The 12,085-nt window shown below is 63.3% G+C and carries 10 protein-coding genes and 1 tRNA gene; 7 read left to right on the forward strand and 4 right to left on the reverse strand.

The window, feature by feature from the left end; all coding sequences use genetic code 11:
• Positions 1-90 precede the first annotated feature (90 nt).
• Entirely contained in the window at positions 91-3,036 is a 2,946-nt protein-coding gene (locus tag ACMO6A_RS07470; RefSeq protein ID WP_114519553.1) for an EAL domain-containing protein, read from the reverse strand.
• 295 nt (positions 3,037-3,331) lie between these two features.
• Between ACMO6A_RS07470 and ACMO6A_RS07475 the strand changes: the two genes are divergently transcribed.
• Together ACMO6A_RS07475 and ACMO6A_RS07480 are read left to right on the forward strand one after the other, a co-directional pair.
• Positions 3,332-3,407 (forward strand) — tRNA-Ala (locus ACMO6A_RS07475).
• Between the two features lie 144 nt (positions 3,408-3,551).
• Complete coding sequence (locus tag ACMO6A_RS07480; protein ID WP_226844446.1) at positions 3,552-3,971, forward strand: hypothetical protein; 420 nt, start codon at positions 3,552-3,554, stop codon at positions 3,969-3,971.
• A gap of 88 nt (positions 3,972-4,059) precedes the next feature.
• Here ACMO6A_RS07480 and ACMO6A_RS07485 read toward each other — a convergent pair whose 3' ends face one another.
• Positions 4,060-4,902 (reverse strand): Mrp/NBP35 family ATP-binding protein, encoded by an 843-nt coding sequence (locus ACMO6A_RS07485; protein WP_009306406.1) that lies wholly within the window; start codon positions 4,900-4,902, stop codon positions 4,060-4,062.
• 139 nt (positions 4,903-5,041) lie between these two features.
• On the opposite strand from ACMO6A_RS07485, the gene ACMO6A_RS07490 reads away from it, so the two are divergent.
• Positions 5,042-6,343 carry an amidohydrolase family protein gene (locus ACMO6A_RS07490; protein WP_009607884.1) on the forward strand — a complete coding sequence of 434 codons (1,302 nt, stop codon included), beginning with the start codon at positions 5,042-5,044 and terminating at the stop codon, positions 6,341-6,343.
• A 119-nt stretch (positions 6,344-6,462) separates the two neighbouring features.
• Here ACMO6A_RS07490 and ACMO6A_RS07495 read toward each other — a convergent pair whose 3' ends face one another.
• Entirely contained in the window at positions 6,463-6,624 is a 162-nt protein-coding gene (locus ACMO6A_RS07495; RefSeq protein ID WP_175282506.1) for a hypothetical protein, read from the reverse strand.
• Between the two features lie 399 nt (positions 6,625-7,023).
• Between ACMO6A_RS07495 and modD the strand changes: the two genes are divergently transcribed.
• The 3 genes from modD (at position 7,024) to ACMO6A_RS07510 (ending at position 10,311) form a co-directional block, all read left to right on the forward strand.
• Positions 7,024-7,866, forward strand: coding sequence for a ModD protein (gene modD / locus ACMO6A_RS07500; RefSeq protein ID WP_114516405.1), 843 nt, complete (start codon positions 7,024-7,026; stop codon positions 7,864-7,866).
• Positions 7,867-8,089: 223 nt separating this feature from the next.
• Positions 8,090-8,683, forward strand: coding sequence for an RNA polymerase sigma factor (locus tag ACMO6A_RS07505; RefSeq protein WP_114516406.1), 594 nt, complete (start codon positions 8,090-8,092; stop codon positions 8,681-8,683).
• Positions 8,680-10,311: a DUF4179 domain-containing protein gene (locus ACMO6A_RS07510; RefSeq protein WP_114516407.1), complete on the forward strand. Its 1,632-nt coding sequence runs from the start codon at positions 8,680-8,682 to the stop codon at positions 10,309-10,311. The genes ACMO6A_RS07505 and ACMO6A_RS07510 overlap by 4 nt, the downstream gene beginning before the upstream one ends.
• A gap of 67 nt (positions 10,312-10,378) precedes the next feature.
• Here the strand turns inward: ACMO6A_RS07510 and ACMO6A_RS07515 are convergent, their stop codons facing one another.
• Positions 10,379-10,711: a hypothetical protein gene (locus ACMO6A_RS07515; protein ID WP_009306401.1), complete on the reverse strand. Its 333-nt coding sequence runs from the start codon at positions 10,709-10,711 to the stop codon at positions 10,379-10,381.
• A gap of 348 nt (positions 10,712-11,059) precedes the next feature.
• Here ACMO6A_RS07515 and ACMO6A_RS07520 point away from each other — a divergent pair.
• A partial coding sequence (locus ACMO6A_RS07520; protein ID WP_418471017.1) for a GTP-binding protein occupies positions 11,060-12,085 on the forward strand: 1,026 nt, incomplete at its 3' end.

Here is a 12,085-nt window from a genome sequence, read left to right on the forward strand (position 1 = left end):
GTATTCTACGCATCTGAAAAAGCGTAACGACGACGGGGGCGGCCGCGTGAACGGCCGCCCCCGTTTCTCGTTCCGGCAACCGCGTGGCCGCTACGGGCGTTCGTTCGGCTCGATGAAGCCGACGGCGAACTGCGCGTCCGAGACGTCCCGGGGGACGGGGCGCGAGTAGAGGAACCCCTGCGCGATGATGCGATCGTCCATGCGCACGAGCATGGACGCCTGATCGCGCGTTTCCACGCCTTCCACCACCACGTTCACGGCCAGCTTGTCGGCGATGGACACCACGCCGTCCAGGATGGCCTTGCAGCGCTCGCCGCTCTCGCTGCTCATGAGGAAGCTGCGGTCGAGCTTCAGCACGTCGATCGGCAGGTTCTGCAGCGTGCCCAGCGACGAGTACCCGCTGCCGAAGTCGTCAATGGCGATGCGGAAGCCCAGATCCTTTAAACGGCGGCACAGCCGTTCGGCGCGTTCGAGGTCTTCCATGACGATGTTCTCGGTCAGTTCGAGCTCCAGCAGCTCGATGGGCACGCCGAATCCGTCGACGATGCTCTTCACCGTTTCAGGGAACGCGTCGTTTTGCATGTGCAAGCGCGAGAAGTTGCAGGCGATGACGAGCGGGTGTTCTCCCGCGTCCAGCTGCTCCCGGATACGGGCGCAGACGAGGCGAAATACCTGCAAGTCCAAGTCGACGACCAGGCCGGTGCGCTCGAACAGGGGAATGAACTCGTCGGGCGGCACGAGGCCGCGTTCAGGCGATTCCCAACGAACGAGCGCTTCGAAGCCCACGAGGCGGTTCGTCGCTATTTCCACCTTCGGCTGGTAATAGGCCGTGAACTCCCCGCGCTCGAGCGCGTCGTGCGCGGCGGCCACCAGCGCGCGTTCGGCGATGTCGCGATCCTTCATGCTCGCCGAGTATAATGCTGCGGTGCTGCGCGAGGCCTCCCCAATGCTGTCCCGGGCGTAGCGTGCGGCGTCCACGAACTCGATGATGGTTTGCACGTCGATGCGCGGCGTTTCGGCGCTGCGCTCGATGATGCAGACGCCGGCCTGCAGCATGAGCCGGTGCGATAGCTCGGTAAGCGTTTCGGTGCTGTTGAAGCGACGGTCCAGTTCATCGAAGTGCTCCAGCAGCGCGTCCCAGCCTCTCCAGCGAACCAACAGCACGAATTCGTCTGCGATGACGTGCGCGTATCGTTCGTCGGCTGCTTTCATGCCGGCCAGCGTGCCGTTGAGGTCGAGCAGCACGCGATCGCCCGTGGCGTAGCCGAATGCTGCGTTGAAGCCTTTAAAGCTCTTTACGTCGAGGTACACGATGGCGTAAGCGCCATCGCGGGCGTTCGCCATCTGAGCGCCCACCTCGGAGCGGAAGCGGGCGAGACTCCAGCCTTCGGTCAGCGGATCGGTGAACGAGAAGTCCTCCACTCGCCGCGCCGCGCGAAGCTTCACATGGCTGACGTACAGGGCAACGCCGAGCACGGAGCCGAGCAGTGCGACGATGCCGGCCATGAATTGCACCGGATACTGGCGCAAGAAGTCGAAAGGGCTGATGGGATGTACGGCGAGGCTGCTTTGCGAAAGCCAGGTGGTCATCTTGCTTTCGGCGGTGTACTGCACGCAGCGGTCGAGGATGCTCACCAGTCGTCGGTCGGCGTTGCGGCTCACGCCGATGCTCATGCTGTTGAAGAAGGAGGTGATGGTGGTGACGCTCAGGCTCTCGTATTGGGGTTCCGCCAGCAAGTAGTTCGCCACGTGGGTATCGGCAAAGGCGATATCGGCTTTGCCTTCAAGCACTGCATCGAAGCAATCTTTCGGGGTGTCGCAGTACACGATGTCGTATTCGGCGTACGAAGAGTACGCCGTGCTCGCGGCGAGCGAGAAGCCGCTTGGCAGCGCGACGCGCGAACCGGAAGGATTCGGTCCTGCGACAAGGGCCATGGGGTCGCGCAGATAGGGGCCGGTGGTGTCGAGGCTTTTGATCGCCTGGGGGTCGGATTCTCGATCGACGTCGTACACGATGTCGGCGTCGCCGCGTTCGACGAGGCGGACGGCCTCGTCGTGGCAGTCCGCAGCCACGAATTCGAACTTCAGCCCGGTGATCTGCGCGATGTCTTCGAACAGCAATGCGACCGCGCCGGCGAACGCGCCGGTTTCGGGGTCGGTGTAGGAAAGCGGCGCGCGATACGAATCGTAGGCCACGCGCAGGGTGGGAGCCGACGCCAGATAGGCGTACTCGTCTTCGGTGAAGACGGGATCCTGGTCGGTGTTGATGCTGAAGTAGCGGTCGTACAGCAACGTGGCGAAGTCGGGGTCGCGCAGCTTGAGGCGGCTCATCGCGCTGTCGAGCTCATCGGCTATGTCGGTGCGTTCGGGCGAGAGGGCGATGTACAAAGGCTCGGGGGCGAACTGAGCTACGGTTCGGAAGCGCGAATTCGTCCCGAGATACGTGATGGCAATGGCATCCACCGCTCCTTCGTCGAGCGCTTTCAGCAGGTCTCCGGTAACGCTGTAGGCCACGATATCCGCCGAAAAGCCGTTCTTCTCGCTGTATTGTGCGAACGCTTCGGCGTCCTGGCTGTTCGCGATTACCCCCACGCGCATGCCGGAAAACGTTTTGAAGTCCTCGTAGGCGTAACGCGTGTCGTCGAGCCTCACGTTGAGCGTGGTGGAAATCTCGCAGAGCGATGATGCCGAGAAGATCATCCGCCTCTCTCGGTCTTCGGTGTAGTACACCATGGGAAGCAGATCCACCTTGCTCGCTTCAAGCGCGGCACAGGCCTCTTCCCAACTAGGGTACTTGACGTATTCGTATGTCCAGTCGGCGTAGCGTGCGATTTCGTTGAGATACTCGATGTTGTACCCAACGTAGCGCCCTTCTTCGTCGGTGGACATATAGTCGCCGTCTTCGAAGTAGGCGACGGTCACGACGCGCTTGCCGAACGTGGCGAACTCGTCGGCGAAAGCCCGCGAGGATCCGGGATACGTGGTCGTTGCGACCGTACAGGTGAACGCGATGACGAACGCCCAGGCAAACATCATCGGTTGAAGCCGAGAAGGGCTGAATGTTCTTGCCGGTGCTATGCTTCGCTCCGATCGATGTGACGGTGTCTAAGAATGGTTGATACCAACTTACCTTACCATATGCATGGCCTTCTCAGAAAGACTAGTCGGGTGACGTGTGCGCCTTTTTTTGCGTATGACGTGGTGCGATAAGGTCAAGGTTCAGCGCGGCTCCCATTGATCGATTTTCCTCTTTGAGCGGTTGCATAATTTTTTTCGAAAAAAGTGCTTGACCGGATTTCCTCTTCCGGTATACTAGGCTTCGCACTTTTACGGGGCCTTAGCTCAGCTGGGAGAGCGCATGGCTGGCAGCCATGAGGTCAGGGGTTCGATCCCCCTAGGCTCCACCATATTTGCTACGACGGATGCGATGCATCCGTCGTTTTTTTATTGTGCACGCATTGCGTCCGATGACGGCAAGCGGGGTGAAGGATATGGTCGAGGCGGCAGATAGCCGTGCGGAACCTCAGTCGGTGGGCGAAAACGGCGCTCCTATGACGATTTGGCAGGTGTGGCTTCGACGTCTCTGCCTGTTCGTGATCGTGTGGGCTATCGCGGAAGTGCTGTTGGGCGCTGCGTTGTGGGGTGCTTACCTGTTCGCGCGCATGGTGCTTGACGTCGAGCCCTCGGTGCTGGCCGAGCCCGTTGTGGGCGCGATGGCGATGGCGGGAGCGTGCCTCAACCTGGCCATCGGATTCCTCGGCCTTCGCGGAGCGCGGAATCCGCGCAAGATCACCCTGTTCTTCTGGATCACGTTCGTCGATGCGATGTTGACGGCGTGGGCGCTGGCCAGCAGCGTGTCTGCGGGCACGTGCGACCTCACCTCGCTTGTGAGCGGCCTGTTCGTCATCGCGCTAGCCGTGTGCGCTTGGCAAGTGCGCGGTCAGACGGGTTACTTCGACGCGCATCCGTAAGGCCTCCCGGCGTGAAAAAGCCTCTCCGGGGTTCCGGAGAGGCTTTCAACTGCGGGCGGTTTGCTTGACGGCTGCACCCGATGCGGCGCTAGTCCTGCTTCGCGGCCTCGATTTGCGCGATGATGGGGTCAAGCGCGCCGGCTACGTCGTAGTCCTCCACCTTTCCGGCGTCGCACAGGCGCGCGAAGCTGGGGTCGATGGGCAGCGTGGCGTAGGCGGGGATGTCGTAGCGCTCGGCCACGGCCGCACCTTGCGGATCGCCGAAGATGTGATGGCGCTTGCCGCAGTCGGGGCACTCGAAGTAGGCCATGTTCTCCACGAGGCCCAGCAGCTCGACGTTCATGTCGTGCGCGAGGTTCACGGCCTTGCCCACGATCATGGCCACCAGCTCCTGCGGAGCGGATACCGTGACAATGCCGTCAACCGGCAGCGACTGGAACACGGTGAGCAGCACGTCGGAGGTTCCCGGAGGCATGTCGACGAACAGGTAGTCGATCTCGCCCCAGTTCGTCTCGCTGTAGAACTGACGGATGGCGTTCGAGACGACCGGGCCGCGCCAGGCCACCGGGATGTCGTCTTTCGGCAGCATGAGGTTGGTGGACATCACCTTGATGCCGCTTTGCGTCTGGCCGGGCAGGATGCCGTCGGCGTCGGCGGTCAGCGGGTTCGTGATGCCGAAGGTCTTCGGGATGGACGGTCCGGTGACGTCGGCGTCCAGGATGCCCACGTTCTTCCCGCGCTTCTGCATTTCGCTGGCAAGCAGGCTGGTGACCAGCGACTTGCCCACGCCGCCCTTGCCGGACACGACGCCGATGACGTGTTTGATGTTGGAGCGGGAGTTCGTCTCGATGGTGCTGGGGCCCTGGGCGGTGCGGTCGCTGCATCCGGACTCGCCGCAGCTGCTGCACTCGTGCGTGCATTCTTCTGCCATGATTCCTTCTTTCTGGGTTTTCAGCGCCCCCGTGCGGCGGGAGCGCCACTCGTCTCACCTGGATGATAGCATAAGCTTTATACTTAGGTGGAAGGAATCGACCTGCGCGCCGGGCGCGCGCGGAGACGGAGGAGCGCGCATGCTGTTCGCTGATATCGACCTGTTGGATGAGAACCTTGATTTCCGCTCCCATTGCTGGGTGGGCGTGCGCGACGGGCGCGTCGCCTACGTGGGGGATGCGGCTCCGGCGGGCGAGGAAGCGGCGAGGTACGGAGAGGTGTACGACGGACGTGGCAAGCTCTTGTGTCCTGCGTTCTACAACGCCCACGCGCACGCGCCCATGACGCTGTTGCGCGGCTACGCCGAGAACCTGCCTTTGCAGGCGTGGCTGAACGACATGGTGTTTCCGTTCGAGGCGAAGATCACGCCCGAAGACTGCTACTGGGGCACGCTTCTGTCCTGCGCCGAGATGGCGCGGTACGGCTGCGTGAGCTTCTCGGACATGTACTATCACATGGAGGAGGGCGCCCGCGCCGCGCTCGACGCCGGCATCAAGATGAACCTGTCCGACTCGCTTCTTGCCTTCAACGGCGAAGGGTTGGACGACCTGCCGGTGAAGGGGAACCTCGACCGTCTCATCCGCGATGTCCAGGGCGCAGGCGATGGCCGCATCGTGGTGGACTGCAACATCCATGCCGAGTACACGTCGAACCCGCGCGCCGTGGCCGATTTGGCGGCGTACGCGAAGGAGCACGGGCTTCGGTTGCAGGTGCACGTCTCCGAGACGCGCCTCGAGCACGAGGAGTGCAAGCAGCGCCACGACGGTTTGACGCCGGTGCGCTACTTCGAGAGCCTGGGCGTGCTCGACGTGCCCGTGACGGCGGCGCACTGCGTGTGGGTGGACGACGGCGACATCGACGTGCTGGCGGAGCGCGGGGTGTTCGTGGCGGCGAACCCGGCGTCGAACATGAAGCTGGGCAGCGGTTTCGCCCCTGTGGCGAAGATGCTCGCGCGCGGCGTGAACGTGTGCCTGGGCACCGACGGCATGGCGTCGAACAACAACCACGACATGATGCAGGATATGTACCTGCTGGCGCTGACGGCGAAGGGGTCGACGAACGATCCGGCCGTGGTCACGCCGAAGCAGGCGCTTACGGCCGCTACGCGCGTGGGCGCGCTTTCGCAGGGGCGCGACGACTGCGGGTACGTGGCCGTGGGGGCGAAGGCCGACTTGTGCGTGCTGGACACGTCGGGGCCGTCGTGGGCGCCGATGACGAACCCGCTGGTGAACGTCGTGTACGCGGGACATGGCGCCGACGTGTGCCTGACGATGTGCGACGGGGTCGTGGTGTATCGCGAGGGCGAGTGGCCCACGCTGGACATCGAGCGAGCGAAGGCCGAGGTCGAGGCCCGCACGAAGCGCATCATCGGCGAGCTGTAGGGCGAGTGCTGCCGGGTGGGCGGCTTGCTTGACGGAGGGCCTTTGCGTATACTGGCAGGCGAGCCGCAGGGAGCGGGTACTCCCCACGGCTCTCGGACTCGCTTCGGCGGTTCGGATGTTTATTTTGGTCCCGGTTCGTCCTTTTGGGACGACCGGGGCGTATCTTTCAGCCGCGCTTGAAGTGTGAGCGAGGCTACCCCGACCGTCAGGCTGCCGAAGGCAGCGATGAGGCCGAGAACCTGCAAGATCACCCCGATAAGATCCAGCAATATGCCATCCATAGAGGACACCCCCTTCCGTTTATCTAGAATTCGGAAATGGATGTAAAGAGGGTGCTATCCTCCCCGCCTGGCGAGTTCGTGCCTCCTATTATAGCGAGCTCGTCTTACGTGCAGATGGCGTGCATCTAGCGCAGATCTTTCTCGATCTGCTGCGAATCTCACGCATTTCCCACGTGGGTTCCATGCCGTTTGCCCCTGTTTCCAACGTCGTTTCCACACGCTCCGACATGGTTCGCACGTTCTCGGCGCTTCGGTACGCATGTTTCACGTGAAACATCGGTTCGTTTTGTTTCGGGTGAAAGCATTTTCGCGCGGTGTTGTGCGCAAAGTACGGCTAGGCACGGTGGGCGCGTTGGTCTATTCTGGGATGAATACAATCGTGAAGAGGGAAGGGGCGGCATGCTGAGGATTTCCGATACGCGCATCGACGGGTTCATCGCGGAGGACGTGCCGTACGTCGATCTGACGTGCGCGGTGCTGGGCATCGGCGACGAGCCGGGCGAGATGGAGTACTTCACGCGCGAAGACTGCGTGCTGGCCGGCGCGAACGTGGTCGCGCGTATCATGGGGAAGCTGGGCTGCGACGTGGTGGAGGCGCGTCGCGACGGCGAGCGCGCGACTGCGGGCGAGGCGTTCTTCCGCGTGCGCGGCACCGCGGGCGACCTGCATGCGGCGTGGAAGGTGTGCCTCAACGTGTTCGACCATATGTCGGCCGTGGCCACGAAAACCCGCGCGATGGTGGACGCGGCCCACGCGGCGAACCCGCGCTGCGAGGTGCTGACCACGCGCAAGAGCATGCCGGGCGCGAAAGACCTGCTGACCGAGGCCGTCATGGCGGGAGGGGCGTTCCCGCACCGGCTGGGGCTGTCCGAGACGGTGCTGGTGTTCGACCATCACCTCACGTTCTTCGGCGGCTTCGAGGCGTTCGTGGAGCAGCTGCCGGATATCAAGGGCCGCTGCGTTGAGAAGAAGCTGTTTGTGGAGGCTGATGCCGAGCGTGCCCGCGTGCTGGCGCGCGCTGGCGTTGACGGCATCCAGGTGGACAAGGTCCCCGTTGACGAGCTGGAGCCGCTTGTGCGCGAGCTGCGCGCCATCAACCCGCACGTCACGCTCATCGCGGCCGGCGGCGTGAACCCGCAGAACGCGGGCGCGTACGCGGCAACCGGCGTGGACGGCCTGGCCACCACGGCGCCCTTCTCCGCCAAGCCCCTCGACATGAGCGTGCGCATGCGCCCGCTGTAGCGGCTTGCGCCGTGGATGTGCGGTCTTTGGGCTCGGCGGATGCGTTGTCACCCCAAAGCCGCGGTTTCGGGCAATATTCCGAGGCTTTGGGGCGACAACGCATCCGCCGCTGCCGGTCTTCTTCGCATGGTCGTGGGCATCGGGCGAATTTTCTTGAACCGGGTGTAACCTTTTCGCGTCGGGGCGCGTCTAATAGGTAACCGACCTTGAAAGGGGCACCCGCGTGGACGATCTGATACAGCGAGCGCGAAACGGCGACGGCGAGGCGTTCGCCACGCTGTTCGAGCACAGCAAGCAGCCGTTGTGGCGCGCTGCGATGGCGGTGCTCGGCAACGTGGACGATGCGTCCGACGCGCTGCAGGAGACGGCGGTCAAAGCGTGGCGCGCCATGCCGCGTTTCGGCGGCCGCAGCGCAGTGAACACGTGGTTCATGCGCATCCTGCTGCGCGTCTGCTACGACATGCGTCGTCAGTGCAACCGCGAGACGCCGTGCGCCATGGGGCTGTTCGCCGCGGACGTGGACGGCTCGGGCGTATGGTGGGAGCCGTCGGCGGGCCAGATGCTGGCGGGCGCGGGCGTGCGGCGCGATCCCGACCGCGACGAGGCGCTCGATGTGCGCGACGCCATCGCCTCGCTGTCGGCCGACGATCGGCTGGTGCTGGTGCTGTTCTACGTGAACGATTTCCCTGTGCGGCAGATCTCCCAGATCATGAACGTGTCGGAAGGTGCCGTGCGCACCCGTCTGTCGCGGGCGCGGGACCGCTTCAAGGTTGCCTATTCGCAAGGCTCGAACGAGGAAGTTGAGGTGGCGCGATGAGCCATGAGAGGTTCGACAACGAAGACGAGCTGCGCCGGGCGGTGATCCGGGATTTGGACGCGGGCCCGATTCCCCCGCAGGTGCAGGTCAAGCTCGACGGCGTGTACGCGTCGCTGGGCTCCGTTCCTCAGGATCGCCCCACGCCGTCGGGCGCGGGCGCTCCGCAGCGTCGGCAGCCGGTCAAGCGGCGGTCTGCCGAGCCTGCGCACGGCAAGCGCAAGGGCGTCCGCGTGGCGCGCCGCGGTGCGATGGTGGCGGTTGCGGCCGTGCTCGTCGTGCTGTTGAGCGGTGTCGCCTTCGCCGCATCGCGCCTGGTGCAGATGCAGCCGGGCGATGTCGGATTTTTCGGGGGCGGTAACAACCTGCCCATATACAACAGCTTGCAGCCCGGGGTTTCCAGCCTGAACGCCGAGGTGGGCGATACCGTTGAAGTCGACGGCGTGCAGGTGACGCTCGATTCGGTGTCGTGCGATCGCAACATCGTCAACCTGTTCTTCACGTTGGAGAAGGAGGGCGGCTTCGACCTGACCGAGCAGTCGAACTACGAGGGCTCCCAGGAAAACGAATGGGCGCGCTTGCAGCGGCTTGCTCCGCGCTTCTCGTACAGTCTTTCGAGCAACGGCGAGGCGATCGGCAAAGATTCCGTCTACGTGCTCGATGCGTACCAAGAAGACGGCAAGGTGAAGATCATGGAGCGCATCGTGCCGGAAGCGACGCTTCCCGACCAGGTGGACATCGCGCTGGAAGGCTATGCGATGTGGAAGCAGTTCGAAGAAGGAGACGAGCCCTTCACGTTCGATGTCGGCCTCGACCTGAGCACGGTGGCCAGTCCGCGCGAGCTGGGCGCGCACGACCTCGTGTTCAATACGAGCGACGGCGACAAGACGATGGGCATCCAGCGTTTCACGGCATCCGAGCTGGGCACCGTGATGGTCGTGCGCAACGACAACGAGTGGACGGGAGAGCAAGGCGAATACGGTTCTTCCTACGGCCCGCCCGAGAACGTGCTGAGTCCTCATTTGCTTAAGGTAACCGATGACCAGGGCAACGTTTTGACTCCGGTCGAAGCTGGCGATGGTTCGGGCGTCAATCCGGAGGGTTCGCAGATTATCGAGTTCTCCAATCTCTCGCCCGAAGCGCATAGCGTCACGTTCACGCCGATGTTGAACGCGCTCGACTGGGACTCGATGACGGTCGAGGAGCGTAAAGCGAGGAATGAGGAAAACGTACAACATGTGGACGTCTCTCGAATCGGCACCACATTGGAGACGAGCGAGTTCGGCGGCTACGAGCTGACCGGCTGGGACGTGACCGATGGAACGGTGAGCATATCGCTCAAGCCCTACGGATGGCAAGCTATGGGACCGTACATGGAGCTCATTTCCGAAGACGATGTGACGCTCTTGGAGAGCACATGGACGGATCCCGAGACGGGCGAGACGGGAACCGGCTACCATTCGGGCATCATGTATCGCAAGCACGACTATATGACCGGCGAGTTCGTCCAGATGGTGTCGTACTACGCCGCAGACGATGATGAGCTGCGCGGGCTCACGAACTACAGTTACCGCTCTGCGTTCGGTGAGTATCGGGAAGAGCCAGACGCGGCGCAGACGCTCTCGTTCTAAGCTGTTCCGAAATGAAGAAGCGGGCCCATCGCGATGATGGGCCCGCTTCGTTTCTGCTGCGGCCGGTTTACTTCCCCAGCACCTTCTTGATGCCGTTGCCCGCTATGACGGCGCCGCCGCCGATGGCCAGCAAGCCGGGACCGGGCAGGATGAGCATGGGCACGCCCACCAACATGATGGCGCCGCCGATGGCCGTCTGCACGGCGCCGCCGATGCGGTTGGGCTTCTTCTTCGAGACGCGCCCTTCGTCGATGATAGTGGCGTTAACGGCGGCCTGCGCGGCGTCCTTCCCGTACGATGGCGCGCGGAACGTGTCGCTGCCCGACGGGCTTGCGCTTTTCGCGGCGTCGCTGGTGCTTGCGACGGGGTTGACGTCGATGATGGGGCTTGGGTCGCTCATGGTCTCCTCGCTTACGGTGGGGTGCGGTTTCGTGCCGCGTGTCTGCTTCGATTATACGGGCTGCGCGAACCGCATGTCGTGCGGCGCGCCCGCGGCTACGAGTTCGTCACCGTTCGGTAACGTGTTGCTCGCGGCTTCTTCAAAGATGGATGCGAGGGGCATCGGGAGCGTGATCCGAGCCCGCCTAATTCCGTCGTTGTGGACGCCGAAAGCGGCTGTTTTGCGATACACTATGGGTCAAGGTTTCAAGATCGCGTTTGAAGTTCGTAGGTTAGGCTCGACTGTGGTTCGCGCCTTGGCAGAAACGACAACGGCGTGGGCCACGCAACAGGAAAGTTGGTGGTCAACATGGCAGCTCCTGCTACCGAACACGTGCGAAACATTGTGCTGGTGGGCCAAGACGGCGCCGGCAAGACATCGCTCGCCGAAGCGATGCTGCACGTCTCCGGCCGTACGCCCCGCATGGGCACGACGCACGACGGGAAATCCTACCTCGACTACGACGATGAGGAGATCCGGCGCAAATTCACCATCGGCACCTCCATTGCCCCCATTCCGTACAAGGACTACAAGATCAACCTGCTTGATACGTCCGGCCACCCCGACTTCATCGGCGACACGCTGGCCACCATGCAAGCGGCCGAGATGGCGTTGTTCGTGGTGGACGCCGTGGCAGGCCCGCAGGTCATGACCACCAAGCTGTGGCGCGAGGCGGAGGACATGCGTCTGTCGCGCGCCGTGTTCATCAACCATATCGACCGCGAGAACGCCGACTTCGACACGGCCATGGCGCTGCTGCATGCGCGCTTCGGTTCGCGTTTGGGACCGGTGACCATTCCTATCGGCGTCGACAAGGACTTCGAGGGCGTCATCGACATCATTCGCATGAAGGCGCGCTATTTCGATGCCGGCAGCGAGAAGGAGCGCATCGAGGAGATTCCGCCCGAGTACGCCGATGCCGCCCAAGCCGCGCGCGACAAGCTGTGCGACCTCGTGGCCGAGGCCGACGACGATCTCATGATGAAGTACCTGGACGGCGAGGAGCAGCTCACCCAAGACGAGCTCGAGCAGCTGTTGGACAAGGCCATCGCGCAGGAGCTGTTCATTCCCGTGTTCGTGGGCTCCACGATCATCGAGCAGGGCATCCAGGGCGTCATGGAGGACATCGCCACCTACTTCCCGCATCCTCGCCATCACGGGCGCTTCCGTCTGGCCAACGGCGAGGAGACGTTCGTCGACGAGACGGGCGAGCCCGCCGCGTTCATCTTCAAGACGGTGTCCGACCCGTTCGTAGGCCGCTTGAGCTTCCTCAAGGTCATCTCGGGCGTGCTGGAACCGGGCATGGAGCTGATCAACGCGCGCACAGGCAAGAAG

Source organism: Eggerthella sp., assembly GCF_048329335.1.
Lineage (GTDB): Bacteria > Actinomycetota > Coriobacteriia > Coriobacteriales > Eggerthellaceae > Eggerthella > Eggerthella lenta.

Bases quoted from the DNA above. Each gene is read 5' to 3' on its own strand.
- ACMO6A_RS07470 (WP_114519553.1), bottom strand. From the start codon at position 3,036: ATGATGTTTGCCTGGGCGTTCGTCATCGCGTTCACCTGTACGGTCGCA.
- ACMO6A_RS07480 (WP_226844446.1), top strand. From the start codon at position 3,552: ATGACGATTTGGCAGGTGTGGCTTCGACGTCTCTGCCTGTTCGTGATC.
- ACMO6A_RS07485 (WP_009306406.1), bottom strand. From the start codon at position 4,902: ATGGCAGAAGAATGCACGCACGAGTGCAGCAGCTGCGGCGAGTCCGGA.
- ACMO6A_RS07490 (WP_009607884.1), top strand. From the start codon at position 5,042: ATGCTGTTCGCTGATATCGACCTGTTGGATGAGAACCTTGATTTCCGC.
- ACMO6A_RS07495 (WP_175282506.1), bottom strand. From the start codon at position 6,624: ATGGATGGCATATTGCTGGATCTTATCGGGGTGATCTTGCAGGTTCTC.
- modD (WP_114516405.1), top strand. From the start codon at position 7,024: ATGCTGAGGATTTCCGATACGCGCATCGACGGGTTCATCGCGGAGGAC.
- ACMO6A_RS07510 (WP_114516407.1), top strand. From the start codon at position 8,680: ATGAGCCATGAGAGGTTCGACAACGAAGACGAGCTGCGCCGGGCGGTG.
- ACMO6A_RS07515 (WP_009306401.1), bottom strand. From the start codon at position 10,711: ATGAGCGACCCAAGCCCCATCATCGACGTCAACCCCGTCGCAAGCACC.